The organism is Bradyrhizobium sp. SZCCHNR1098, from assembly GCF_032489375.1.
GTDB lineage: Bacteria > Pseudomonadota > Alphaproteobacteria > Rhizobiales > Xanthobacteraceae > Bradyrhizobium.
This window is the reverse complement of sequence record NZ_JAUEXY010000020.1, coordinates 1-25,842: the sequence shown is the minus strand read 5'-3', so window position 1 is coordinate 25,842 and position 25,842 is coordinate 1. Positions and strand designations below refer to the sequence as shown.

Annotated in this window: 24 protein-coding genes and 1 tRNA gene; 8 read left to right on the top strand and 17 right to left on the bottom strand. The window is 66.8% G+C overall.

All coding sequences use genetic code 11. The features are described from left to right. Positions 1-318 precede the first annotated feature (318 nt). The 10 genes from QX135_RS30745 to QX135_RS30700 form a co-directional block, all read right to left on the bottom strand. A complete protein-coding gene (locus QX135_RS30745) occupies positions 319-2,106 on the bottom strand; it encodes a hypothetical protein (protein WP_316182239.1) in 1,788 nt (595 codons plus the stop codon). A 4-nt stretch (positions 2,107-2,110) separates the two neighbouring features. Further along, positions 2,111-2,401: a hypothetical protein gene (locus tag QX135_RS30740; protein WP_315775366.1), complete on the bottom strand. Its 291-nt coding sequence runs from the start codon at positions 2,399-2,401 to the stop codon at positions 2,111-2,113. A 33-nt stretch (positions 2,402-2,434) separates the two neighbouring features. Further along, positions 2,435-4,081, bottom strand: coding sequence for a benzoylformate decarboxylase (mdlC, locus tag QX135_RS30735; protein WP_410053235.1), 1,647 nt, complete (start codon positions 4,079-4,081; stop codon positions 2,435-2,437). Positions 4,082-4,166: 85 nt separating this feature from the next. Then, positions 4,167-5,015, bottom strand: a complete 849-nt coding sequence (locus tag QX135_RS30730; protein ID WP_316234456.1) for a MaoC family dehydratase N-terminal domain-containing protein — start codon at positions 5,013-5,015, stop codon at positions 4,167-4,169. Positions 5,016-5,017: 2 nt separating this feature from the next. Beyond that, a complete protein-coding gene (locus QX135_RS30725) occupies positions 5,018-6,130 on the bottom strand; it encodes a CaiB/BaiF CoA-transferase family protein (RefSeq protein ID WP_316234452.1) in 1,113 nt (370 codons plus the stop codon). 9 nt (positions 6,131-6,139) lie between these two features. Continuing rightward, positions 6,140-7,306: an acyl-CoA dehydrogenase family protein gene (locus QX135_RS30720; protein WP_315759494.1), complete on the bottom strand. Its 1,167-nt coding sequence runs from the start codon at positions 7,304-7,306 to the stop codon at positions 6,140-6,142. Between the two features lie 162 nt (positions 7,307-7,468). After that, positions 7,469-8,050: a thiamine pyrophosphate-dependent enzyme gene (locus tag QX135_RS30715; protein ID WP_315759495.1), complete on the bottom strand. Its 582-nt coding sequence runs from the start codon at positions 8,048-8,050 to the stop codon at positions 7,469-7,471. After that, positions 8,050-8,589 carry a thiamine pyrophosphate-binding protein gene (locus QX135_RS30710; RefSeq protein WP_315759496.1) on the bottom strand — a complete coding sequence of 180 codons (540 nt, stop codon included), beginning with the start codon at positions 8,587-8,589 and terminating at the stop codon, positions 8,050-8,052. Before QX135_RS30710 ends, QX135_RS30715 begins: the two co-directional genes overlap by 1 nt. Positions 8,590-8,920: 331 nt before the next feature. Further along, positions 8,921-10,192, bottom strand: coding sequence for a cytochrome P450 (locus QX135_RS30705; RefSeq protein WP_316234451.1), 1,272 nt, complete (start codon positions 10,190-10,192; stop codon positions 8,921-8,923). Positions 10,193-10,414: 222 nt separating this feature from the next. Beyond that, on the bottom strand, positions 10,415-11,710 hold the full coding sequence (locus QX135_RS30700) for a cytochrome P450 (RefSeq protein WP_315759498.1): 1,296 nt from the start codon (positions 11,708-11,710) through the stop codon (positions 10,415-10,417). Between the two features lie 217 nt (positions 11,711-11,927). Between QX135_RS30700 and QX135_RS30695 the strand changes: the two genes are divergently transcribed. The 3 genes from QX135_RS30695 (at position 11,928) to QX135_RS30685 (ending at position 15,561) form a co-directional block, all read left to right on the top strand. Continuing rightward, positions 11,928-13,100 (top strand): isovaleryl-CoA dehydrogenase, encoded by a 1,173-nt coding sequence (locus QX135_RS30695; RefSeq protein WP_315734243.1) that lies wholly within the window; start codon positions 11,928-11,930, stop codon positions 13,098-13,100. Positions 13,101-13,307: 207 nt separating this feature from the next. Next, positions 13,308-14,441: a DUF898 family protein gene (locus tag QX135_RS30690; protein WP_315759502.1), complete on the top strand. Its 1,134-nt coding sequence runs from the start codon at positions 13,308-13,310 to the stop codon at positions 14,439-14,441. Further along, positions 14,416-15,561: a M48 family metallopeptidase gene (locus tag QX135_RS30685; RefSeq protein WP_315759499.1), complete on the top strand. Its 1,146-nt coding sequence runs from the start codon at positions 14,416-14,418 to the stop codon at positions 15,559-15,561. Before QX135_RS30690 ends, QX135_RS30685 begins: the two co-directional genes overlap by 26 nt. Before the next feature lie 219 nt (positions 15,562-15,780). Here the strand turns inward: QX135_RS30685 and QX135_RS30680 are convergent, their stop codons facing one another. Both QX135_RS30680 and QX135_RS30675 read right to left on the bottom strand, forming a co-directional pair. Then, the gene (locus QX135_RS30680) at positions 15,781-16,521 is read right to left on the bottom strand and encodes a DUF2927 domain-containing protein (protein WP_316234455.1); all 741 of its coding nucleotides are present in this window, start codon (positions 16,519-16,521) and stop codon (positions 15,781-15,783) included. Positions 16,522-16,644: 123 nt separating this feature from the next. Then, positions 16,645-17,217, bottom strand: coding sequence for a L,D-transpeptidase (locus tag QX135_RS30675; protein ID WP_316234450.1), 573 nt, complete (start codon positions 17,215-17,217; stop codon positions 16,645-16,647). Positions 17,218-17,495: 278 nt separating this feature from the next. Here QX135_RS30675 and QX135_RS30670 point away from each other — a divergent pair, with 278 nt between their 5' ends. Next, positions 17,496-19,043: an acetolactate synthase large subunit gene (locus tag QX135_RS30670; RefSeq protein WP_315734237.1), complete on the top strand. Its 1,548-nt coding sequence runs from the start codon at positions 17,496-17,498 to the stop codon at positions 19,041-19,043. 130 nt (positions 19,044-19,173) lie between these two features. Then, positions 19,174-19,689, top strand: a complete 516-nt coding sequence (locus QX135_RS30665; protein WP_315786030.1) for a hypothetical protein — start codon at positions 19,174-19,176, stop codon at positions 19,687-19,689. A 118-nt stretch (positions 19,690-19,807) separates the two neighbouring features. On the opposite strand, the gene QX135_RS30660 is transcribed toward QX135_RS30665, so the two are convergent. Continuing rightward, the gene (locus QX135_RS30660) at positions 19,808-20,008 is read right to left on the bottom strand and encodes a hypothetical protein (RefSeq protein WP_315775354.1); all 201 of its coding nucleotides are present in this window, start codon (positions 20,006-20,008) and stop codon (positions 19,808-19,810) included. A 318-nt stretch (positions 20,009-20,326) separates the two neighbouring features. Here QX135_RS30660 and QX135_RS30655 point away from each other — a divergent pair, with 318 nt between their 5' ends. Beyond that, positions 20,327-20,644: a hypothetical protein gene (locus QX135_RS30655; protein ID WP_316182263.1), complete on the top strand. Its 318-nt coding sequence runs from the start codon at positions 20,327-20,329 to the stop codon at positions 20,642-20,644. A gap of 130 nt (positions 20,645-20,774) precedes the next feature. On the opposite strand, the gene QX135_RS30650 is transcribed toward QX135_RS30655, so the two are convergent. From QX135_RS30650 to QX135_RS30640, 3 genes are all read right to left on the bottom strand, one after another. Continuing rightward, a tRNA-Val gene (locus QX135_RS30650) sits at positions 20,775-20,849 on the bottom strand. Between the two features lie 243 nt (positions 20,850-21,092). Next, entirely contained in the window at positions 21,093-22,382 is a 1,290-nt protein-coding gene (locus QX135_RS30645; protein WP_315734117.1) for a hypothetical protein, read from the bottom strand. Between the two features lie 132 nt (positions 22,383-22,514). Next, positions 22,515-23,159: a DUF1134 domain-containing protein gene (locus tag QX135_RS30640; RefSeq protein ID WP_315771790.1), complete on the bottom strand. Its 645-nt coding sequence runs from the start codon at positions 23,157-23,159 to the stop codon at positions 22,515-22,517. Between the two features lie 119 nt (positions 23,160-23,278). Between QX135_RS30640 and QX135_RS30635 the strand changes: the two genes are divergently transcribed. Then, complete coding sequence (locus QX135_RS30635; protein WP_315757409.1) at positions 23,279-23,788, top strand: YHS domain-containing (seleno)protein; 510 nt, start codon at positions 23,279-23,281, stop codon at positions 23,786-23,788. A gap of 15 nt (positions 23,789-23,803) precedes the next feature. Here QX135_RS30635 and cysQ read toward each other — a convergent pair whose 3' ends face one another. Continuing rightward, the gene (cysQ, locus tag QX135_RS30630; protein ID WP_316182265.1) at positions 23,804-24,637 is read right to left on the bottom strand and encodes a 3'(2'),5'-bisphosphate nucleotidase CysQ; all 834 of its coding nucleotides are present in this window, start codon (positions 24,635-24,637) and stop codon (positions 23,804-23,806) included. A gap of 236 nt (positions 24,638-24,873) precedes the next feature. Between cysQ and chpT the strand changes: the two genes are divergently transcribed. Next, a complete protein-coding gene (chpT, locus tag QX135_RS30625; protein ID WP_316182267.1) occupies positions 24,874-25,536 on the top strand; it encodes a histidine phosphotransferase ChpT in 663 nt (220 codons plus the stop codon). Positions 25,537-25,842: the final 306 nt, after the last annotated feature.

Sequence of the window (25,842 nt, the reverse complement as noted above, 5' to 3'; positions counted from 1 at the left end):
TCAGGGCGATGCAGAGCATCGCCTGAACGCGCCGAAGAGCGGCGCTCCTCACCATGAGGTCTGGCTCCGATACCGGCGTTCGAAGGATGGCCGCGACATGATCGCTCGGTCGCGCACAAAAAAAGCCCCGCAGGGGGGCGGGGCTCAAGGCATGGCATGCCGGGCGGTGGGGGGGACCGGGGCGCGTCTCACGCGGCGGGGTGAGGTCAGGTCGCCGACGCGTGCGCCGTCCCCGATCGGTTCGGCATGTGGCTGGTGATGGTCTTGTTGTTATGAGCGGGTCCGCGCTGCCGGTCGGCGACGCGGACCGCAATCGCGTTACTGCTCGAGCGCGGCCAGCGCAGCGTTGCCGATCTGCTGCGCCTCGGCCCAGGCGGCCTGGGTCGCCTGCTGAGCGGCGGTGTAGCCGGCCTGGATCTGCTGCTGAGCCGCCGCGCGCAGCGCCCCCTCCTGCTGCTCGCCGGTTTCGCGCGCCTGGGTCAGGGCCTGGTTGTCGGCGTTCAGCGTCGCATTGGCCTGGTTGAAGGCGTTGGCGGTGGTCTGCGCCTTGGCCTGGGCCGCCGCCAGCGCGGCCTGGTTGGCCGCATTGTTGGCACGCTCGAGGACCTCGGCGGCCTCCTGCGCATCCTGCTTGGCCTGCTGTGCCGCCTGACGCGCCTGTTCCAGGGCCTGCCGGTCGGCGTTCACCTTCTGCTCGGCCGCTTCCACCGTCGCATCGATCGTGCCGATCTTCTGGTTCAGCGCGGCCTCGACCGTCTTCTGGTTCTGGGTCGCAGCCGCCTGCGCGGCCTGGGTCTTCTGCTGGGCGACCGCGCGGGCCTGCTCGCCGGTCTTCAACGCCGCCTGCAGCGCGGCCTGCTCGGCGGCTTCCTGGGCCGCCTGGTTCTGCTGGTTGTTGTTATTGTTGTTGTTGCCGCCGTTGCCGGCCGCCGCTCCGCCATTGTTGGCATTGCCGCCATTGTTGGCGTTGCCGGCGGCTTGGCCGGCCTGCTGGGCCGCCTTCGCGGCGGCCTCGGCGGTCTCGCGCGCCGTGTCCTTGGCGGCGTTGGCGGCTTCCTTGGCCTCGTTGGAGACGTCGATGTCCTTGTCGAGCTTCTGGAAGGCCGCCTGCAGCGCGGCCGAGGCGGCCGTCAGCTTCGCGGCATTCGCCGTCGCCGCCGCCTGGTTGGCCGCGGTCGGGTTCTTCTCGGCCTGCTCCTGGGCCTCGATCGCGGCGCCTCGTGCGTTCTGCTCGGCCTGACGTGCGACATCGATCGCCTTGCGGTCGGCGGCGACCTGCGCCTCGGCGGCGGCGGCGGTCTGCGCGGCGGCCGCGGCCGCCGCGTTGGCCTTGGCGACGGCATCGGTGCTGCTCGACGCCGCGGCAGCCGCCTTGGCCGGGGTTGCTGCGGCTGCAGGCGTGGCGGTGGCCTTTGCGAGGGCGACAGTGGTGGTTGCCGTCGCTGCGGCAGCCGCGGCCGGCTTGGCAGCGCTCGTGCTCGTGCCCGTGGTGGTCGCGGTTGCAGTCTTGGCCGTGCCAGTCGTCGTCGTTGCCGCGGTGGCGGCCGCGGCGGGCTTGGCTGTGCTGGCCGCCGTAGTGGTGGCCGCGACGGGCTTGGCCGCGGTGCTGGCCGTTGCAACCGTGGCCGTCGGGGTTGCGGCGGCGGTCTTGGCTGCCGTGCTCGCCGCGGTGGCGGCTGCCGTTGCTGCGGCCGTGGTGGCCGCCTTGGCGGCGGCGCCGGTCGCGGCCTTTGCGGCGGCGTTGGCGGCGGCCTTTGAAGCGGCGTCGGCTGCGGCCTTGGCGGCGGCGTTGGTTGCAGCCTTTGCAGCGGCGTTAGCTGCCGCCTTTGCAGCGGCATCGCTCGCCGCCTTCGCCGCAGCCTTGGCAGCGGCGTCCTGCGCCGCCTTGGCGGCGGCCGCGGCCGCGGCCTTCGCCGCCGCATCCTGCGCCGCCTTCGCGGCGGCGCTCGTGGTGGCCGAAGTGGCAAGGGCGGTGGTCATGGCCTGTGCATGGGCCCGATGCGGCAGCGCCGTCATCGTCAGGGCGGTCATCAGGGCCAGCACGCTGACATGGCGATAGAGATCGGTCCTCGACGCCGCGGTTTGAAGGTTCTTCTTGTCCGCCATCAGCTCAACTCCCTTGGTACGCTGGATTGGATGATGGAACCTTTTGAAAATGATTTTGGCTTGCAGCATGGTCGGACCTTGCAAGCAGCAAGGCGTCCGCCTGCAAGCTGACGGCAGGATTTCGCGATGTTTGCGGCGAGCCGGCCGCGACGAGATGGCGCAGGGGAACAGAAAGCTTTTGAAACAAGCGGTTGCCGTCGGTACGCCGGTTGCACGGTTGCGGCGGGCCGATGAGCATTTCGCGGCGAGCCATGCTGCCGCCATTGAAGATGCGACGCATTGTCGCATATGTCATGATTGACAAGTCGTCCGCTGTGCGAACGGCGGATCAGCCTTTTTGCGCGTAGAGCAGCGGGACCGCGGCGTCGACCATCACCTCGACGAGGCTCGTGCCGGCATGTGCGAGGGCTCGCGTCAGCGCACTGGCGAGCTCGGCGGCTTTGCTCACGCGCACTGCATCGCAGCCCATGCCTTCCGCGAGCTTGACGAAATCGAGGCCGGGCAGCTCGAGCCCGGGTACGTTGCGCACCTGCATGACCTGGCTGAACGAGCGCATCGCGCCATAGCCGGAATTGTTGATGACGACGACCGTCAGCGGCAGCCTGCGCTGCGTGGCGGTCCACAGCGCCTGCAGCGAATACATCGCCGAGCCGTCGCCGATCAGGCACACCGTGCGGCCCGCGGTGCGCCCCAGCGCCATACCGACCGCCGCCGGCAGGCTGTAGCCGAGCCCGCCGCTCGCCATCGTGTAGAACGAATCCGCGCCGGGCATCGGCATGTACTTGTGCATCAGCGGCCGATGCGAGGGGATCTCCTCGACCACGGCGCTGCCCGCCGGAAGCGCCTGCGCCAGCGTATGCAGGAGATAGTCGACCGGGATCGGATCGGCCAGCTTCGGCGCGGCCGGCAGCACGCGGCCCTTCGGCGCCGCGCGCCTGGTCTCCGGCAGCAACTCCAGCAACAGCTCCAGCGCCGGCCGCATGGTGGCAATGATGCTGGTGCCGATCGGCGGCACGGCGGCGCCTTCGGCATCGTCGGTGACCTGATAGAGCGTGGTGGCGCCGTCGAAGATCGCGGCATGGCCCTCGACATGGAAGGTGAACACCGGCGCGCCGATCACGACGACGAGGTCGTGCGGTTTCAGGGCGTCGGACAATTGTCCGGGCGAGGCGTGCAGAAAGCCCTGGAATTGCGGATGGCGCTCTGGGAACGCGCAGCGCGCCGAGAACGGGCTGACCCAGACGGCGGCCTTGGCCTTCTCGGCGACCTCGACCATCAGATCGACGCAGCCGGCGCGGTCGATGCCGGGGCCGACCACGAGCGCGGGATTCTTCGCGGCGGCGAGCGCGCCCGCCAGTTCGTCCATCGCAGCGCGATCGGGGCCGAGCTCACGGCTGACCTTGCGCGCGGCAACGGGCTGCGCCGGATGCATCCAGTCGTCGATCGGGATCGAGACGAAGGTGGGCCCGCAGGGCGGCTGCACCGCGGTGTAGTAGGCGCGGGCGATCGCAGCGGGCACGTCCTGCGGCCGCGCCGGCTCGACGCTGTATTTGACGTAGGGGCGCGGGAATTCGGACGGACGCTCGGCATAGAGAAAGGCCTGCAGCGGCAGGATCGCGCGCGCCTGCTGACCGGCGGTGATCACCAGCGGCGTCTGGTTGCGATGCGCGGTGTAGATGTTGCCGAGCGCGTTGCCGACGCCGGCCGCCGAATGCAGATTGACGAAGCCGGCATTGCGCGTCGCCTGGGCATAGCCGTCGGCCATGCCGACCACCGAGGCCTCCTGCAGGCCGAGTACGTAGTCGATGTCGTCGGGCCAGTCGCTGAGGAAGGGCAGCTCGGTCGAGCCGGGATTGCCGAAGACTTTTTTGATGCCGAACGCGCGCAGCAGTTCGAACGTGGCCTGCTTGACGGTGACGGGTTTGGTTGTTGTTCTTGTGGTTTTTGGCACGGCGTTTCCTCGAATGACCGTCATTGCGAGGAGCGAAGCGACGAAGCAATCCAGAGTCGCGGGTGGAACTCTGGATTGCGTCGCTTCGCTCGCATTGACGAGACCGACTTCACCAATTCGCGGTGCCCTTCATCGTCGGCTGGCGCTCGGCGTTGGCGGTCCACAGCTCCAGGGCGGCATCGACGGGGTTGGCGTTGACCGAGAACTCGCTGCCCTCGAACAGCGGCTGTACGCCTCGATAGGCGAACTTCGCCGGCGGCTTGCCCTTCAGCCGGGCGGCGAACTCGACCAGCAGCGCGGCCTGCAGCGGGCCGTGGAAGATCAGTCCGGGATAGCCTTCGACCCTGGTGACGTAGTCGCGGTCGTAATGGATGCGATGGCCGTTGAAGGTCAGGGCGGAATAGCGAAACAGCAGCACGGCATCGGAGACACGCGTCTCGCTGTGCTGCGCGACCGGTGGAGCCGGCGGCGCTTTTGCCGGCGCAGCCTGCGCCCCGCCCATGTCGCGATAGACGATGTCCTGGCGCTCGCGGATCGCGACACCGCGCGGCGTGTTCACGACGTGCTCGACGGCGACGAAGCAGAGCTGGCCGGTCGAGCCGCTCTTCAGGGTGACGTCTGAGATCGTCGAGACGCGGGTGGCGACATCGCCGACGCGCAAGGGATCGATGAACTGCACCTCGCCGCCCGCCCACATGCGGCGCGGCAAGGGTACCGGCGGCAGGAAGCCGCCGCGGGTGGGATGGCCGTCGGGGCCGAGCTGATCGTGCGGAAACACCGGCTGGCCCAGGCACCAATGCACCGTGTAGGGCGCGATGTCGCCGGTCGTCGGCTCGCCGATGTCCTGGAACAGCGTCGCGCGCAGGCCCTTGGTGAGCTGCGCGGTGACGATGTCGGTCGCCTCGGCGCTGTGGCCGACCCATTGCCGGAGATGGTCGAGATCGAGCGTGTCCGTCATGGTCATCCCTTGCGCTGATGGGGCGAGGCGGCCTCGCCGATCGCGGGCACGGCGCCGTAATGCCTGTCCTCGCCGACCACGATCGCCGCCGGCGCGGGATAGCTGACGACGCCGTTCGGCGTGTCCACCTCGATGCGCCGCAGATGCGGATGGACCGCGAGATCCGCCATGCTGTTGACCTCGGCGAAGGCGATGTCGGCCGCGGCGAGCTTGCCCAGCAGCTCATCGCGCGACAGCGCCGCGAAGCGCGCGGCGACGATGCCGTCGGTCAGCGCACGATTGCGCACGCGCGCGACCATGTTGGCGAAGCGCGGATCGTCGGGCAGGCCGGGCTCGTCCAGCACCCTGGCGCACAGCGTCTTCCACTCGCGCTCGCTCTGGATCGAGATCAGGATGTCCTTGCCGTCTTTCGAGGTGAACACGCCGTAGGGCGCGATCGAGGGATGGGCGAGGCCGATGCGCTTCGGCGCGTTGCCGGCTTCCGCGTTGAGCAGCGGCACGGTGAGCCAGTCGGCCATCACGTCGAACATCGAGATCCTGATATCGGCGCCTTCGCCTGTGCGGCCGCGCCTGATCAGCGCCTCGAGGATCGCGGCATGCGCCGTCGCGCCGGTGGCGACATCGACGATCGACATGCCGACGCGCGACGGGCCATCGGGGCCGCCGGTGATCGAGGCCAGCCCGCTCTCCGCCTGGATCAGCAGGTCATAGGCCTTGCGGTCGGCATAGGGACCGGAGTCGCCGTAGCCGGTGATGGTGCAGCAGATCAGCTTCGGATAGTCCTGGCGCAGCCGCTCGCGCGCAAAGCCCATTCGGTCCATCGAGCCGGGCTTGAGGTTCTGCAAGAGAACGTCGGCGCCGGCGATCAGCTTCTCCAGCTCGGCGCGACCTTCCGGTTTTGAAAGGTCGACGATGACGGAGTCCTTGCCGCGGTTGAGCCAGACGAAGTAGCTGCTCTGGCCCTTGGCGGCGGCGTCGTAGCCTCGGGCGAAATCGCCCTCGGGCCGCTCGATCTTGATCACGTGAGCGCCGGCATCGGCGAGACGCGACGAGCAGAACGGTGCGGCGACCGCCTGCTCGACGGCGACGACAATGATCCCTTCAAGCGGCAGCATGGCAGGACCTCAATACGACCTGGGCATGCCGAGCACGTGCTCGGCGACGTAGGACAGGATGAGGTTGGTCGAGATCGGCGCCACCTGATACAGCCGCGTCTCGCGGAATTTGCGCTCCACGTCGTATTCCTCGGCGAAGCCGAAGCCGCCATGGGTCTGGATGCAGGCATTGGCCGCCTCGAACGACGCGTCGGCGGCGAGCATCTTGGCCATATTGGCCTCGGCGCCGCAGTCGAGCCCGGCCTCGTATTTGCGCGTGGCTTCCTTGACCATCAGCTCGGCGGCCCGCATCGACGCATAGGCCTTGGCGATCGGGAACTGGATGCCTTGATTCTGGCCGATCGGCCGGCCGAACACGACGCGCTCCTTGGCATAGGCGGTGGCTTTCGCGATGAACCATTTGGCATCGCCGACGCATTCGGCCGCGATCAGGATGCGCTCGGCGTTCATGCCGGAGAGGATGTAGCGGAAGCCCTTGCCTTCCTCGCCGATCAGGTTCTCCGCCGGCACCCGCATGTCGGTGAAGAACACTTCCGTCGTGGCGTGGTTCATCATCGTCCGGATCGGGCGGATGGTGAGCCCGGCCTTCTTGGCCTCGCGCATGTCGACGATGAAGACCGACAGGCCCTCGGTGCGCTTCTGCGCCTGGTCCTTCGGCGTGGTGCGCGCCAAGAGGATCATCAGGTCGGAATATTCGGCGCGGCTGGTCCAGATCTTCTGGCCGTTGACGACGTAGCTGTCGCCGTCGCGCTTCGCGAACGTCTTCAGCGACGAGGTGTCGGTGCCTGACGTCGGCTCGGTGACGCCGAACGCCTGCAGCCGCAATTCGCCGCTCGCGACCTTCGGCAGCCATTTCGCCTTCTGCTCGGCATTGCCATGACGCAGCACAGTTCCCATCGTGTACATCTGGGCATGACAGCCGCCGCCATTGCAGCCGGCGCGCTGGATCTCTTCGAGGATCGCTGCCGCAGCCGACAGCTTCAGGCCGGCGCCGCCATATTCCTCGGGGATCAGCACGGAGAGATAGCCGGCCTGTGTCAGCGCATCCACGAAGGCGGACGGGTAGGCCATCTCGCGATCGAGCTTGCGCCAATATTCACCGGGGAACTGGGCGCAGAGCTTTGCCACCGCGTCGCGGATGTCGGCGTAGTCGTCGGGCTGATGCTGTTCTGTCATTCGCTGCTCCGCCGACCGTGATCGCGCGGCCTCGCGGTCTCCCTATGCTTGTTCGTCATAGCCTATGACGAAGCATGCCAGCCTTGGCAAGCAGGGAATGACCACGCCGCGCGCGTCCGGCCCCGCCACAGCGGCATGGCGCGCCCGCGCCGCGATCGCGTTCTAGCTGACGGGAAATCCGAGATGGCCGCGAAAGCGGTTCTTCAGGAAAACGCCGTCGCGCGGCGGCAACGCGCGGTCGACATGATCGGTCGAGATCGTCACGCGGGCGAAATGCGGACCCTGCAGATCGCGCAGCTTCGGCCGGAAGGCGTCGAGTGCGGCACGCGTTTCGATCGTGCTCACCGAGGGAAAGCCGGCGCCCGCGGCAATCAGCTCCAGCTTCGCGCCGAGCCCGGAATGACTCATCTGCATCCCGGTCTCGCCGAAATGGGCGTTGTCGAGCACGATGATCGAGAGATTCCTGGGCTTCTTCGCGGCTGCAGTCGCGAGGCTCCCGAGCCCCATCAGTTGTTCGCCGTCGCCGGTGATGACGACGACCGGGCGCGATGGCTGCGCCAGTGCGAGACCCAGGCCGATCATGGCCGCGCCGCCCATCGCGCCCCAGAGATAGAAGTTCGCGTCGTGATCGCCCGCGGCGAAGACGTCGTAGGACGACGAGCCGAGGCCGCTGATGACCAGCAGATCGCCGCGATCATGGAGCAGCGCCTTGACGGCGGTGCGGCGGTTGAGCGGTGCTCCCATCACTTCGCCTCCGTCCACTTCTTGGCGCCGATCATGCGCTGGGAGATCAGCACCGCGATCGGCTGATCGCTGTCGAACGCGAGCCTCGCTGCAGCGGCCGCCATCTCGCCGGCGTCCTCGGGACGCTCGAGCCGGAACACCGTGACGCCCATGATCTCGAAGGCCGCCTGCGTCGCTTTGCCCATCGGCACCTGCCACGGATTGAACTCGGCCCATTCGCCGCGCATGGTCACGAAGCTGAGAAACGGGAAGCGGCAGCTCGCCAGCAGCGACAGCATGTTGACGCAATTGCCGACGCCGCTCGACTGCATCAGGAGCACTGCGCGCTGGCCGCCGAGCCAGGCGCCGGCGGAGAGCGCGATACCTTCCTCCTCGGTGGTGAGGACCGTGGTGGCGATCGCGGGATCGTCATGGGCGAGGCCGATCAGGCGGGAATGGCCGGCATCGGGGACGTAGCAGAGCTGCCGGACGTCAGCCGCCTTCAGCGCCTCGTAGATGGCGAGCGGCCAGTCGGTGGTGGGCGTGTCGGAAGCGGCCATGGCGTCCTGAGGTTATGGCGTCCTGAGGTTCATGAGCACCGATGGTGCAGCGGATGATTTAGCCAGAAACGACCGTCGGAGCCCATTGAATCTCGTTCACCCCGCATGCCGGATTCTCATAGGCCGCCGAGGGCCTCGTGGTTCGGCTGGGGAGGCCTCATGGTTCGAGCCGCCGCTGCGCGGCTCCTCACCATGAGGGTAGGCGCGTGCCTGTATGGGCGGGCTCCCCACCCTCATGGTGAGGAGCGCCGCTCGCGGCGCGTCTCGAACCATGAGGCCCCATGCGGCCGACCACGCGATGGTCATGTGGAGTGGCGGGAGTAACAGCAACTCACCCCGGGATCCGCACCGGCAGCGATTCATAGCCGCGGACGAAGCTGGAGTAGACCCGCTTCGGCTCGCCCACGACCTCGATGCGGTCGAAGCGCTTGAGGATCTCCTGCCAGACGATGCGCAGCTGCAACTCGGCGAGCCGCATGCCGACGCAGCGGTGGATGCCGAAGCCGAATGAGAGATGAATGCGCGGCCGCTTGCGGTCGATGATGAAGGCGTCCGGATTCTCGATCACCTCCCCGTCGCGGTTGCCCGAGACGTACCACATCACGACGCGGTCGCCCTTCTTGATCATCTTCCCGCCGAGCTCGGTATCGACCAGCGCGGTGCGGCGCATGTGGGCGAGCGGCGTCTGCCAGCGGATCACCTCAGGCACCATGGTCTCGATCAGCGCCGGATTGTCGCGCAGCTTCTGATACTCGGCCGGGTTCTCGTTCAGCGCCAGCACCGATGCCGTCATGGTGTTGCGCGTGGTGTCGTTGCCGCCGACGATGAGCAGGATCAGGTTGCCCATCAGATTGTCCGGCGTCATGTGCCGCGTCGCCTCGCTATGCGCCATCATCGAGATCAGGTCGCGGCCAGGCTCGGCCTGGCGCGCCTTCCACATCCGGCCGAAGGTCTCGGCGCATTCGCCGAGCTCGCGGCGGCGCTCCTCCTCCGACGAGACGATGCCGCTTTTGGGCAGCGCGGTCGAGACGTCGGACCAGCGCGTCAGCTTGCGGCGTTCCTCGAACGGGAAATCGAACAGGGTCGCCAGCATCTGCGTGGTCAGCTCGATCGAGACCTTCTCGACCCAGTTGAAGGTCTCGTTGCGCGGCAGCGAATCCAACACCTTGGCCGAGCGCTCGCGGATCAGCACCGCCATCTGGTCGAGATGGTTGGGCGTGAACATCGGCGACACCGTCTTGCGCTGCTCGCCATGAACAGGCTCATCCATCGCGATGAAGCTCGGCCATTCGTATCCGGGCGGCACGTCTCGGATCATGATCCCGCCATTGCTGACGTCCGAGGAGAAGATCGCGTGGTTGGTGTCGACATGCATGATGTCGTGATAGCGCGTCACCGACCAATAGGGCTCGATTGGCGCCTTGGTGCAGTAGTGCACCGGCGCCTCCTTGCGCAGCCGCTCGAACCACGGCCAGATCGTGTCGTTCTGGAACAGCCGTGGTGCGCCAGGATGGAAGTCCTCGATCGGGGTGGAATAGGCCTCGAGGCGCGCGTCGCGCAGCAGATCGGCCTTATCGGAGCGAAGCGCGGCCTGGGCGGTCATGGGGGGCGTCCTTTGCTAAACAGTCGCTCGACAATCGAGACAAGTCATAAGTCTGCTCGCCTGTCGTCGCGAGCAGGACGCGTAGGGTGGGCAAAGCGAAGCGTGCCCACCGCGTTTCGCGCCAATCGAAAGATGGTGGGCACAGCGTTCGCGCGATGCGCGACCGCCTTTGCCCACCCTACGGGACCGTTCGTGTCGGACCCGATTCGTCTTCAATACAACTTAAGCCGCAATCCGCACCGGCAATGTCTCATATCCCTTCACGAAGCTCGAATAGACCCGCTTTGGCTCCTCCATCACGTCGATATGATCGAATCGCTTCAGGATTTCCTCCCAGATGATCTTGAGTTGCAATTCGGCCAATCGCAAGCCGACGCAGCGGTGGATGCCGAAGCCGAACGACAGATGCTGGCGCGGCCTGGCACGGTCGATGATGAAGTCGTAGGGGCGTTCGATGGCGGCCTCGTCGCGGTTGCCCGAGACATACCACATCACGACCTTGTCGCCTTTCTTGATCTGCTTGCCGCGGAACTCGGTGTCGGAGAGCGCGGTGCGGCGCATGTGGGCGAGCGGGGTCTGCCAGCGGATGACCTCGGGGACGAAGCTGTCGATCAGCGCGGGGTTATCCTTGAGCTTGCGGTACTGATCCGGGTTCTGGCTGAGCGCATAGATGCTGCCGGACATGGTGTTGCGCGTGGTGTCGTTGCCGCCGACGATCAGGAGCACGAGATTGCCGAGGAAGTTCTTCGGGTCCATGTTCCGCGTCGCCTCGCTGTGGGCCATCATCGACAGCAGGTCGCTCTTCGGCGGCTGGTTGACGCGCTCCTGCCAGAGCCGCGCGAAATAGCGGGCGCAGTCCATCAGCTCGGCCTGCCTTTCGTCCTCGGTCGCGACCAGCCCGTCCGGACCCGGGATGGTGGTCGCGATATCCGACCAGCGCGTCAGCTTGCGGCGGTCCTCCCAGGGGAAGTCGAACAGCACCGCCAGCATCTGCGTCGTCAGCTCGATCGAGACGCGATCGACCCAGTCGAACACCTCGCCAACAGGCAGATTGTCCAGGCATTCGGCGGAGCGCTTGCGGATGTTGATCGCGAGCTCGTCGAGATGTGTCGGCGTAAACATCGGTGCCACGGTCTTGCGCTGCGCGGCATGGCGCGGCGGATCCATCGCGATGAAGCTCTCGCGGCGCAGGTCAGGATCGACGTCGCGAATGGTGATGCCGCCGAGCGCGGACGCCGAGGAGAACACCGCGTGGTTTGTCTCGATCTCCATGATGTCGTCGTATCGGGTGATCGACCAGTAGGGGCCGAACATCGACTCCTTGCAGTAGTGCACCGGATCCTCGCGACGCAGCCGGTCGAAATAGGGCCAGTGCGTGTCGGTGCGGAACAACTCCGGATGACCGGGGTCGAATTCGGCGAGCGGCAACGATGCGGCGCGACTGGCGGCCGCGTCGTTGACGCGCTCGCCTGCTGCGGCGTGTCGCTGTGCCTCGGCCGTCGTGGTGGTCCCGTGCATGGACGTCTCCCTGATGGTCGGATTCTGGCTGTCCGGCGATGTCGGGCGCGATTACATCCTGCCCGGGAGCGCGGGGCAAGCGCGGAGTGCGGCCGCCGGGCCGGTCTTGCGTCGCAACGCTGGTATTTGTCCGGACGTCGGGCGTGACAAGCGCCACGTCACGGAATATGGCTTTGAGCGATTGTTGCAAAGCAGAAGACTAGCAGGAGGCCGCCCCATGATCGCCAACGCGCAGCGCATGTTCAATTTCGATCTCGGCGAGACTGCGGACGCAATCCGCGAGACGGTGGCGAGCTTTTCGCAGGAGCAGATCGCGCCGCGCGCCGCCGAGATCGACCGCTCCAACCAGTTTCCGCGCGACCTCTGGCCCCGCATCGGCGAACTCGGCCTGCACGGCATCACGGTCGAGGAGGAATATGGCGGGGCGGGTCTCGGCTATCTCGAGCACTGCATCGCCATGGAGGAGATCTCGCGCGCCTCGGCCTCGGTCGGCCTGTCCTACGGCGCCCACTCCAACCTCTGCGTCAACCAGATCCGCCGCAACGGCAACGAGGCGCAGAAGCGCAAATATCTGCCCAAGCTGATCTCGGGCGAGCATGTCGGGTCGCTCGCGATGTCCGAGCCGCAGGCCGGCTCCGACGTGGTGTCGATGAAGACGCGCGCCGACAAAAAGGGTGACCGCTTCGTCCTCAACGGCAACAAGATGTGGATCACCAACGGTCCGATCGCGGAAACGCTGGTGGTCTACGCCAAGACCGATCCGCAGGGCGGCCCGCGCGGCATCACCGCCTTCATCATCGAGAAGGGCATGAAGGGTTTCTCGACCGCGCAGAAGCTCGACAAGCTCGGCATGCGCGGCTCGGACACCTGCGAGCTGGTGTTCGAGGATTGTGAGGTGCCGGAGGAGAACGTGCTGGGGCAGGTCGGCCGCGGCGTCAACGTGCTGATGAGTGGCCTCGACTACGAGCGCGCGGTGCTCGCCGCAGGTCCGCTCGGCATCATGCAGGCCTGCATGGACGCTGTGCTGCCTTACGTGCATGAGCGCAAGCAGTTCGGCCAGCCGATCGGCACCTTCCAGCTCGTGCAGGGCAAGGTCGCGGACATGTACACGACGATGAACGCCGCGCGCGCCTATGTCTATGCGGTGGCCAAGGCCTGCGATCGCGGCGAGACCACGCGCGAGGACGCGGCGGGCGCGATTCTGTTCGCCGCCGAAAAGGCGACGCAATGTGCGCTCGATGCGATCCAGCTGCTCGGCGGCAACGGCTACATCAACGACTATGCGACCGGCCGGCTGCTGCGCGACGCCAAGCTCTACGAGATCGGCGCCGGCACCAGCGAGATTCGGCGCATGCTGATCGGGCGGGAATTGTTCGACAAGACGTCTTGAGGCGCCGACCAAGCGGTTGGCGTATGCGGGACATGCGTTCGCCAACCGGCCGGATGCAGATATTTTAGTCATCCTCGTCGAGGCCGGTGTTTTTTTCCGGCCGACTTGCGTAGAAAATACGTCGAACCTCGGAGTCGTCCCGGCGACGAACAATCGAGGTATATTGTAGATCTTTTGCGTGTGTCGGAGGCTTGAGCCGTGAACCAGATGAGCTACGTTCCGGAGCAGCCGCCGCCGCTTCCGCCTCTCACCGCCACCTTCTCAGGTGCGCGTGGCGAGTTCTTCCGGCTGGTCAGCCGCGGGGCGGCCATCGAACTGATCACACTGGGCTTCTACCGGTTCTGGCTCGCGACCGACATCCGCCGGCATCTCTGGGTCAACACGGCTGTCGACGGTGATGCCGCAGAATATACCGGGCGCGGCAAGGAGCTCCTGATCGGCTTCCTGTTCGCGATGGCGATCCTGGTCCCGATCTATCTCGCCTATTTCCTCATCGGCGTCGAGGCCGAGCGCTACCAGGGCTTCGCCAGCGTGCCGCTGGTGATCGCCTTCTACGCCTTCGGCCAGTTCGCCATCTTCCGCGCGCGCCGCTACCGGCTGACGCGCACGGTCTGGCGCGGCATCCGGTTCTGGATGACGGGTTCGGGCTGGGCCTATGCCGGGCGCGCCATGCTGTGGACCTTGTTGACGGTGGTCACGCTGGGGCTGGCCTGGCCGTGGCGCGCCGCCGCGCTCGAGCGCTACAAGATGCGACATTCGCACTATGGCGATCTCAGCGGCGACTTCGAGGGACGCGGCTGGGAGTTCTTCAAGCGCGCCTGGTATCTGTGGGTCATCGCGCCGTTTGCGCTGCTGCTGTTTCCGTTGTTTCCGTTCGTCTATGCGCAGTTCAAAGCGATCGAGTGGCGCTGGTGGCTGTCGGGCATTCGCTTCGGCGGCGTGCGTCTGGAATCGGACCTGCCCGGCAATGCGTTCTATGGTCTGTATTGGAAGGTGATCGGCTGGTGGTTTCTGCTGTCGATCGCCTCCAGCGCCTATTTCGGCGGTGTCGCCGCGCTGATGCTCAGATTGCTGGGGCCGGGGAGTGACGGCCTGCCTCAGGCGCAGGCGCTGTCCGACAACGTGCCGATGCTGGTGCTGGTCGGATTGGGCTACATCGCCTGGATCCTGGCGCTCAACGTCGTGATGCGGCTCTATCTGGTGCGCGACATGTGGGCGACCGTGCTGCAGTCGGTTCAAGTGCATGGCATCGAGGCCATGGCCAATGTCGCCGCCAAGGGCGATCTGGCCAGCGCGCTCGGCGAAGGATTTGCCGATGGACTCGACGTCGCCGGATTCTGATCCCGGGCAGGTGGCCGCTGCTGCGCCGGCCGCCGCCACGCCGGTCGAGCCGGCCGCTCCGCTCGGCGGCCCTGCGGTCTATTTCGACGGCCTGTCCAACCGGCGGCAGACGGTCACGATCGGCTTCGCCAATCAGCTCGTGATGCGCAGCGCCGACAATTTCGTCTCCTGGCCCTATGCCGACATCCGCCGCGTCGACGGCCCGAGCGGCACGCTGCGCGTGAGCTGCCTGTCGGCGTCGCCGCTGGCACGGCTGGAGATCCGCGACGCGGCGTTGTCGGCCGAGCTGATCGCGCGCTGCAGCCATATCGACCAGAACAGGATGACCCGCGGCGCCATCGCGCGCATCGTCGGCTGGTCGCTGGCCGCCGTCGCCTCGATCGTCGCCGTCGTGCTGGTGGTGATTCCGTTCGCATCCGATCGGCTGACGCCCCTGGTGCCGCCGACCATGGAGCGGCATCTCGGCGAGGCCGCCGTGGTGCAGATCCAGACCGTGTTCGGCGACAAGCTCTGCAGCGAAGCGGCCGGGCAGGCCGCGTTCGCCAAGCTGGTCACGGCGCTGCGCCGCCCCGCCGGCCTCGACGACAGCATCGCGTCGCAGGTGCTGGACACGCCGATCCCCAACGCCTTCGCGCTGCCGGGCGGGCAATTCTTCCTGTTCAGGGGGCTGCTCGACAAGGCCAATGACCCCGACGAGGTCGCCGGCGTGCTGGCGCATGAGCTCGGCCACCTCAAGCACCGCGACAACCTGCGGCAGCTGATCCACAATGGCGGCAGCTCGTTCCTGATCGGCCTGCTGTTCGGCGACGTCACTGGCGCGGGCGCGGCGATCTTCGCCTCGCGGGCCATGATCAATGCGTCCTATTCGCGCGAGGCGGAGGCGGCGGCGGACGGTTTCGCGATCGACGTGATGCACAAGCTCGGACGGCCGACGCGCCCGATGGGCGAATTGCTGTTTCGCATCACCGGCAAGGAGGACGGCAAGCGCCCGTCGCTGTGGGCCAGCCATCCGCTCAGCGAGGACCGTCTCGCCCGCATGCGCGCCGAGGACCGGCCGCCGAGCGGCCCGCCGCTGCTGAGCCCGGAGGAGTGGCGGGCGCTGAAGGGAATTTGCAAGTAGCCGCCGGCGATCCGGCGCCTCACGCACGGCTGGTCGGGACGATCGACCCTCTCTCATCCGTCATTGCGAGCGCAGCGCGCAGCGAAGCAATCCAGATGTCCTCGGCGGCAAGATTCTGGATTGCTTCGCTGCGCTCGCAATGACGGGGTGAGAGCGGTGCGCGTCTGCCTCGACGCGGGTTGAGCGACGGCACTGCTGGTGAGATGGCAGCGCCGACACCTATTCCGCCAGATTGTTCGTCTTCTTCACCCAGGCGCGGACATCCGTCAGCACGTCCGGCAGCACGGCCTTGACCTCGGCGAGCGTCATGCCGGCCTTGACGCGCGGGTCGTAGAGCAGATTGAGGATGTACTGGTCGTAGACGTCGAAATAGCCCATCGAGACGTTGTCGTTGAACATGGTCCAGGGCACGCTCGAAGTGTCGTTGATCGGCCCGAGCGACTGCAGGAGCTCCTCATAGGCGCAGTCGAGAAAGACGAAATCGCCGTTGTCGACGGTGAGGATGACGTCGGAATGCTCGATCTCGAACGCCTCGTTCTTGCGGAAGCCGGACAGGCATTGCGGATCCAGCGAGGTCTTGATCTCGCGCGCGCGCTCGCTGCCATAGGCCTGGCTGATGGTGTGGTAGAGATCGCGGTCGCGCACCAGCTTGACGCGGACATTGGCGTCGCCGTCGGTGTCGGTCATCGCAATATCGAGGTTGCGGATGCGCGCGGCGATGTCGCTGACGACCTTGGCGAGCTGCGCCTTGCGGTCGGCGCGGCGGCCGTCGGCAAACACCCGCACCGGTGCGCTGTATTTCCGGATGCGGTCAACCCGGCCCGCCAGGTGATACTCGGCGCCGAAGGCGGTCTTGAAGAAGCCGTCGGTGATCTCGGCGTCGGTGAAGCTCTTCTTCTCGATGCGCTGGCGGGCGGCGATCGCCGGAATTTCGGTGGTCGACGCCGGCAGCGGGACCATCACGGTCACAAGCGCAGCCAGCGCCGCCGCCACCGCGCTCCGCAGGGAGCGCCAGGAGCACGGATGCTCGTGGCGAGGATGCGCGCTGTGACATTGCCTCATCGTCGTGGTCGCGTGCGGCTCTCAGTTCTTGACGATCACGGTCGTGCCGACCGAGACGCGGTCGTAGAGGTCGGCGACGTCGTCATTGGTCATGCGGAAGCAGCCCGACGATACCGCCTGGCCGATCGTCTCGGGCTCGTTCGAGCCGTGGATTCGGTACAGCGTTGAACCGAGATACATTGCGCGCGCGCCGAGCGGGTTCTCGATGCCGCCGGCCATGTGGCGCGGCAGGTCGGGCCGGCGCCGCAGCATCTGCGACGGCGGGGTCCAGGCCGGCCATTCCTTCTTGGCGGAGATGCGGTGCACGCCGCTCCAGCGGAACCCGTCACGGCCGACGCCGATGCCGTAGCGCAGCGCCTGGCCGCCCGGCAGGACCAGATAGAGCCGGCGCTCGCTGGTGCTCACGACGATGGTGCCTGGCGCATACTGGCTCTGGAACATCACGGTCTGGCGCGGAATCGGGCTGACACCGCTCTGATAGAAGTTCGGCCCGCCGCCGAAGAGGTCCCTGGTGTCGAACATTTCCGCCCGCGCCATCCCGGCGCTTGCCATCGATGCGACCGCAGCAATTCCCAAAGCCAAACAGCGCTTCATTTCCGTCCCCTGGCAAACATCAAATTCCGTTCGCAGACAGGCCATAAACGGTTGCACTTCGCAACCCACGGCGGCGTGAGGCCGGTATGTGGCGACGGTCCGTGACCCAAATCCCACGGACAATCGCGCGCGTCCTGGACCAACATCCTGTTAGCCAAGCCCGCGCATGAGCACCGTGGCGATGGCAGCAATGCGGCCAGCCCCTTTGACGCCGCGGGCGAACAATGATTGATCTGCCCAACATTGCAAATAGCGCGCGGAATCAGCAGGAGAAGATGATGAACGGTGCGGAAAGCCTGGTACGGACCCTGGTCGCAGGGGGCGTTGACGTCTGCTTTACCAATCCGGGCACCTCCGAAATGCACTTCGTCGCCGCGCTCGATCGGGTCGAGGGCATGCGCTGCGTGCTCGGCCTGTTCGAGGGCGTGGTGACCGGCGCCGCCGACGGCTATTTCCGCATGAAGGGCACGCCGGCCTCGACGCTTCTCCATCTCGGCCCCGGCCTCGCCAACGGCCTCGCCAATTTGCACAACGCCAAGAAGGCGCGCTCGGGCATCGTCAACATCGTCGGCCAGCACGCGACCTACCACATCGGCTTCAATGCGCCGCTGACCTCGGACATCGAGGGCCTGGCGCGGCCGATGTCCGATTGGGTGCGGACCTCGCCGAGCGCCAAGGCCGTGGCTGCCGACGGCGCCGCCGCGATCGCCGCCGCCAAGAGCGCGCCGCCGCAGATCGCCACCCTGATCCTGCCCGCTGACACCGCCTGGAACGAGGTCGACGGCATTGCCCAGGTTCCGGGAGAGGCGCAGCGCCCGAGCTATTCGGCTGACGCGGTCGAGAAGGCCGCGAAGATCCTGCACGCCCACGGCCCCGAGACGCTGGTGCTGATGACAGCGGGCGCATTGACCGAGCAGGCTCTGACCTTCGCCCAGCAGATCGCCGGCAAGACCGGCTGCCGCGTGATGGGCCAGACCTATCACCCGCGCATGGCGCGCGGCGCCGGACGGTTCTCGATCGACCGCATCCCTTACGTGATCGAGCAGGCGCTGCCGATCCTGAAGAACTACAAGCATATCGTGCTGGTCGAGGCCAACGACCCCGTCGCCTTCTTCGCCTATCCGAACAAGCCGAGCATGCTCAAGGCCGAGGGCACCGAGGTGCACCGCATGACCGCCTGGGGCGAGAACTCGGCCGCCGCCCTCGAGGCGCTCGCCGGCCATCTCGGCGCCAAGGCCGCCGACGTTAAGCCGCAGCCGCTCGCCGAGCTGATCAAGCCCACCGGCGCGTTGAACCACACCACCATCGCCCAGGCGATCGCCTATGCGATCCCGGAGAACGCGATCATCGTCGACGAATCCATCACCACGGGCCGCGGCTTCTTCCCGCCGACGGCGGCCGCCAAGCCGCATGACTGGCTGCAGAACATGGGCGGCTCGATCGGCTTCTCGACCCCCGTCGCGACCGGCGCCGCGGTGGCCTGCCCGGACCGCAAGGTCATGTGCCTCGTGGGCGACGGCAGCGCGATGTACACGATCCAGTCGCTGTGGACCCAGGCGCGCGAGAACCTCAACGTCGTCACGGTGGTGTTCGCCAACAGGATCTACCAGATCCTGCGCGGCGAGTTCGACGGCGTCGGCGCCGGCGAGCCGGGCCAGCGCGCCCAGGACATGCTCAAGATCGACCGTCCGACGCTCGACTTCGTCGCCATGGCGAAGGGCATGGGCGTCCCCGGCCGCGCCGTCACCTCGGCCGACGAGTTCAATGCCGCGCTGGCCGAGGCGAACGCCGAATATGGTCCGCGCCTGATCGAAGTGCAGATGTAAATCCGCAACGCTGGCGGCCGCAAAAGGGCCGCGGGCCGAGGGAAGGCGCATCGCCTCATTTATGGGGTTGGCGACTCACGCCGATCGCGTGTTGATGGTGAGGTGTCCTTCTCTCCTGTATCTGAGCGGCATGCACAGTGAATTGAACCGGCTGATCTCTGCGCTGCAGGAGTTCTATGCGCGCGAGCGCTTCATCCTCGACCGTGATCTCGGCGAGCGCGCCTTGACGCATCGGCTGGCGGTGCATCTCGAACGCAACTTCCTGGGGTGGGACGTCGATTGCGATTACAATCGGCTCGGCGACCGCGCCATGCTGCTGCCGCGTGGCACCATCGTCTCGACCGACGATGAGCTGGGAAAATCGGTCTACCCGGACATCGTCGTGCACAAGCGTGCCGTGCCCGACAATCTGCTGGCGATCGAGGTCCGCAAGGCCGGCAACCACCAGCCGCTGGCGCATGACCGCCACAAGCTGATGGCGCTGACCGATCCGCATCTGTGGTTCGCCTATTGGATCGGCGTGCTGGTGATTCTCGACCGCCGCAGCGTGATCACGCCGGAGGTCTATGTCGGCGCCCGGATCGATCCGGCATTGTCGGCCTGGTTCGCGGGGCGATTGCAGCAGATGGGACTCGCCGCCGGCTGAGACATCTCGCAGAAGAGGTGTGCGATCGCGGTCGACACGAATGAACAAGGGCCGCCCCTGAGAGGAGCGGCCCGATCTCGTCGCGCATGTGGAGCCTGCGGACAGGCGCGCCCACGCCCTACTTCGACATGGCGTCGCCGGACGACTTCTTCGCCGACTTCTTCTTCGTCTTGCTCATCTTCATGTCGTCGCCCCCGCCCATGGCGTCGCCGCTCTTCGCCGACTGGCCGGTGGTCGTCATCGGCTTCTCCGTGGACTGGGCAAGAGCGGCCGTCGAGACGAACGCGAGAGCGGCGGTGGCGATGATCAGTTTACGCATGCGGAAAACCTCCGAGGGTTGGAAACGCGCCGGACCATAGGCGAATTCGAGCGCGGCGTTCTGACGCAGGAATCAGGAAAACGTGAGAGCTCCGCCCCGCAAAAGCCGCCTTGCGCCGTCCCCGCGGAGGTAGCAGGTGCATTCTGTGACTGATGTGCTGGATGCAGGGCGCCCATGCGCGGACGAACGAGGTCAAAATGGCCGGGTGCGGCGATCCAATTGCCTCGATGCACATTCGATGCGTAGCCGCGGCCGTTGCTGCGACGTCGGCCTCTGGTCCAAATGGAATAGCTTCGGGCTTCATGGGGGGAGAACGGAATGTCGAACAACCTGAGCGCGGTCCGCTCTTCCGAGGAGATCGAGACGCTCGCGCGCGATGCAGTCGCCGACGCTCGGGCGGAGCGTCGCGAGCAGGCGTTGCAGAAGCTCGCGCCGTTGCGGAAGGCGCAGACCTGTCAGCGCGAAGCGGCCATGGTGCTGCTGTGGGTGGTCGATCATATCTGCCTGCCGCGGGACGTCGCGGCCGGGATTCTGATGGAGATCGCGCAATCTCACGACGAGGACGCCGACATTCTCGCCAGGGAAGCAGCTCGGACTACCGGTCGACATCGGCCGCTTCAGCCTGCCGGAATGTGAACTCGGCCAATGCAAGGTCAAGCTCGCCGAGCGTCCGCTGGCGGTGCCCCGATCGTCATCATGCGATGGCGGTATGGGCCCCAGATGGACGGTAGTAAACACGGAACTGACGCGCAAATTCAGAGGTCAATGGTGGGCGCACAAGGGATCGAACCTTGGACCTCTCCCGTGTGAAGGGAACGCTCTCCCGCTGAGCTATGCGCCCGGATCCTGGTGGCTGCCGGCCGTGGGGCCGTAAGAGGCAGCTGCCGAAGCAGTCCGTCGGAGCCCGCGATTTACGAAGCGCGGGCAGGGGGTGTCAAGGATTTGCGGCGCCGCTGGCGAGGAAAACTGCCGGGGTGCGGTGGCCCGTCCTCGATAGGGGCCGAAACCGGCCCTCTCGCGGGGCCTGCCTCCATACCGAAGCGAGGGGCGGATATCCGCCGCACTCGGCGCCGATCCGGCGGCCTCAGGCCCCGAGCTGCCGTGCTCGCGAGGCATGCGACTGCAGCGCGCGGATGCGGTCGGCCAGGGTGCCGCCTTGCGGACCGCCTGCGCCGGCTGCAGCGGCCGGAGCCGCGGCGACGCCATTGGCGTTGGCCGGCTTGGCGGGGGCCGGCTCGGCGGCCAGCATGGCTTCGATGGTCGAGTTCGGACCCTCGATCTGCATCGCGAGCTTGGCAACCTCGGCGGCGATGTCGTTGATGCGCTCACGCAAGAGCGCGTTCTCCATCCGCTCCTGGGCCCAGGTGCTCTCGGCCTGCTGCTGGATCGCGTTCATCTCGCGCTGCAGCTTGGTGCGCTCGTCGCGGGCGGCCTGCAATTGCTCTTCGAGGGCGGCCTTCTCGGATTTGAGCCGCTCGAATGCGGCCGACTTGCCGCTGCCGAAGCCGGCCAGCTCCTCGCGCAGCTCCTTCAAGGCGCGGTCGGCGGCCACGTTGGCCTCGCGCAACTGGTTGTTCTCGAAATCACGTTCGGCAAGCAGCTTGCCCTGGGTCGACAGCCGGCCTTCGAGGTCGGCGACGCGGGTCGCCAGCATCTCGGCTTCCTTGACCTGGACGATCAGCTGGCGGTCGAGCTCGGTGACGCGCTGGCTGAGATTCTCGACCCGCGCGCGGGCGTCGTTGAGCGCCTTGGTCGCGGTGTCGGATTCGTCGCGCTCCAGCGCGAGCCGCGTCTGGGTCGCGGAGAATTCCTTCTCGGCGTCGGCCACGCGGCTGCGCAGCTCCTCGACCTGGGTCCTGACCGACACCAGCTCGACCTGGCGGCTGTCCGCCAGCAGCGCCTTGTCGTTGAGCTCGGTGCTCAGCCGGACCAGCTCGGCCTGCTTCTCCTTCAGCGCCTGCTCGGCGGCGCGCAGCGCCTCGGTCTTGGCGGCGAACTCCTCTTCCGTGGCGCGGAGCTGGTCCTTGAGCGCCTTCTCGCGCGCCTCCAGCGCGAAGATCGCAGCGTTCTTCTCGCCGAGCTCGATCTTCATGCGGTTGATGGCGTCGGTCTTCTTGCCGAGGTCGGCGAGCTGGCCGGTGGCCTTGTTCTTGAGCGCGTCGACGCTCATCTCCAGCCGCCGCGCCGACATCGCGAACTCCGCGCGCAGCTGGTCCTTGTCGGCCTGGATCTCGGCCATCGACAGCGGCGTCGCCGCCTCGAGCCGGCGCGTCGTCAGCCGCACCGCACGATTGTGCACCAGCGGCACGATCATCAGCGCACAGAGCATGGCGATCAGAAAACCGATCGCAAAATACATGATCGGCTCGACCATGACGCACAACTCCCGGTCCAAAATGATTAACGGAATCACAATGCACGGCGGGCTGATTCAACGCCAGCCCAATGCCGTGTTAACCTTGATCCGTCGCGGGAGAACGTGTCCTAGCGGTACCAGCTGGCGACCTCAGAACGGGTTCCAGGTCGCACTTGGGGTGAACTTGAGGTAGCCGACATTGGCGCCGAGCCGCAGGCCGATCCCGGACCGGATCGGCACCAGCACGATGTTGTTGGCGGTCAGCGCCGTCATGCCGAAGCCGCCGACGATATAGGCCGAGCCGTCGATGCCGACGAAGCGCTGATAGATCGCGCTGGTGGCCGGCAGATTGTAGACCAGCGTCATGGTGCGGGCGCCGTCGCCGCCCCAGTCGAAGCCGAGCGAGGGGCCCTGCCAGTAGACGCGGAGGTCGCCGGCGTTCTTGGTGTAGAGCGTGCCCTCGCCGTAACGGAGACCGGCGACGAAAGCACCGGCGCCTTCCTCGCCCAGGATATAGCCGTTCGGCAGGCCCCATTGGCTGACGGCGCGCTCGATCACCGAGGCGAGGCCGCGCGAGACGTTGCCGAAGAAGCGGTGGCCGGCATTGACGAGCTCGTCCGGATTGAAGCTGTCCGGGCTCGGCGCAGGCCGCGGCGGCGGTGCGGGCTGCTGATACGGCGGCGCAGCCTGGTAGGGCGGCGCAGCAGGCGGGGGCGCCTGCTGCGCGGCGACCGACGCGGTCATGGCCAGCACGGCCGCTAACGTCGCGGCGGCAAGGCGTGATGCGAAACTCATCGATGGAAATCCCCTGCTATCGGCTGCCCGAGCCTCGCCTTAACCTGACGCCAACCCCATCGGGCGATTGTCGGGCGAGGGGCGATGCCCCTGCGACTCCCATGTTATCGGCACCAACTATGACCGCACAACGGCAACAACCGAACCAGACCGGATCAAAGTCGCTGTTTCGCCTTGTAATTGCCGCTATCGCGCTCGCTGCGCTGCTGCTGCCGGTCGGCGCGCCGGCGGCCACGACGCAGCGCATCATCTCCGACCGCTTCAGCGGGCTGGCGATCGACGGCTTCGACCCCGTTTCCTATTTCGTGGATGGCAAGGCCCTGCTGGGACTGCCGGATTTCGAGGCGTCCCAGGGTGGGGTGGTCTGGCGGTTTCGCAACGAGGGCAATCGCGCCTCCTTCCTGGCCCATCCGGAGGTCTACGGCCCGCAATTCGGCGGCTACGACCCGACCGATGTGGCTCGCGGCGTGACGGTGGCCGGCAACCCGCGCTTCTTCGTCGTGGTCGAGGAACGGCTGTTCCTGTTCAACCGCGAGGAAAGCCGCGACGCCTTCGCGGCCGACCCGAGCCGCTATCTGCCGCGGGCGGAAGCCCGCTGGCCGGCGCTGGAGGAGGATCTGCCGCAGTAGGGCGGCAGGGCTGTCTCAAACCTTCACCGCAGCCGGGTCGCCCCAGGCGATGAAGGACGGCACGATGAAGCCGTCGGGGCGCTCGCCATAGCGTAACGGCGCGCCGGTCTCGCTGGTGACGGTGCCGCCGGCGGCTGCGACCACGGCATGGCCTGCCGCCACGTCCCATTCCGAGGTCGGGCCGAGCCGCGGATAGATGTCGGCCAGACCTTCGGCGAGCCGGCCGAACTTCACGGCCGAGCCGAGCGGCAGGCGCACCGCGCCTGGACGGGCCGCAATGAAGGCTTCGGTGCGGGCATCGCCATGCGACCGGCTGACTGCGGCGACCCATGCCGCGCCCTGCGGCGGCATCGGCCGGGTGCGGATCGGCTCGGCGGCCGCCAAACCCGCCTCCGTGAACGACAGCCGCTCGGCGCCACGGCCGACCAGACCGCGCCAGATCTGGCCGATGGCCGGCGCGCAGACGATGCCGAGCAGCGGGCTGCCGCCGGTGACCAGCGCCAGATTGACCGTGAACTCGCCGCGCCCGGCGACGAACTCCTTGGTGCCGTCGAGCGGATCGATCAGGAAGAAGCTGCCATTGAACGGTCCTGCGCTCGCCCCGACCCGCTCCTCCGACAGCGCGGGAATCGCGGGCGCCAGCCGTGCCAGCCCTTCGGCAATGACCCTGTCGGCGGCAAGATCGGCCTCGGTGACCGGCGAGCCGTCGGATTTGTCGGTGACAGCCATGGCGCGGCGGTTGACGGCGAGGATCGCGTGGGCCGCCTCGACGACGAGCTCCGTCAGGGGCGTCATCAGCGCGGCGGCGGCCTCGACCTCGACGGTTCCTGCAGTCGGTGCCGTCGTCATTGCGCGGTGCTCCTTCCGGCCGTTCCGTACGCAGCTTGCATCATCGTATCCTTGTTCTGGCGCCGGCGCATCCGGGTACAGCCGTTCGCACGTTCATTGAGCTGCGGCCGCCGGGAAAACCGCTACGTACTTTCCCGTGTCGCGCCCTCAGTCCGGTGGCGGTCCATGCTTTCGCAGTGTATCAAGCGTTAACGCAAGCATGATTCGCCCAGGTTCGCGGATTTCAGGAACATCGAATGTCCGGCACGTCCTCTCCCGAGATCGCCAATCCGATTCCCGCTCCCGATACGCTCGAACTTGCCGCTCTGCTCTGCTCGAAGGTCTGCCACGACCTGATTAGTCCGGTCGGCGCGATCGTCAATGGGCTCGAGGTGCTCGACGACAATCCGAAGCCGGAGGATCGCGACTTCGCGCTGGAGCTGATCCGCAAGAGCGCCAAGACGGCGTCGGCGCGGCTGCAGTTCTGCCGCCTCGCCTTTGGTGCGGCCGGCTCTGCGGGCGCGCAGATCGATCTCGGCGACGCCCAGACCATGGCGCGCGGCCACATCGAGGACGCCAAGACCTCGATCACCTGGAATCTGCCGCGGCTGCTGTTGCCCAAGAACCGGGTCAAGCTGCTGCTCAACATGATGGTGGTGGCGCAGCAGACGATCCCGCGCGGCGGCATGCTGACCGTCGACCCGATCGGCGACGGCGAGTCCATGAGCTTCCGCGTCGCTGCCACCGGGCTCAATGCCCGGCTGCCGCAGAACATCGTCAATCTGCTTGGCGGCGAATTGCAATCGACCATCGATGCCCACGCGGTGCAGCCCTACTACACCCGTCTGCTCGCCGATGCCTGCGGCCTCAAGGTGACGCTCACCGCCGACGACAACGCGATGGTCGTGCAGGCGGCCTGATCTGGCAGACGTCCTGCCGCGTCAGTCCTGCGACCTCGTGTCGTGGGACAGACGCAACAATCCATTCACCATGGTTAATCAAGCCTTGCCGATGGGTCCGAATTTGTCCGGATGCATCTTATCTCTTTGTTGAGTCCGTTCATTTGCGCTTACTCAACTAATATTAAACGCTTTGCACCGAAACTGGCCACGGTTTGAAGGGCGCGTCATGTCGCGTTCCGTTGCGTGCGAAGGCCAGTTTCATGGATGACCTGTTGCGTGAGTTTCTGACGGAGACCAGCGAGAGCCTGGACACCGTCGATAATC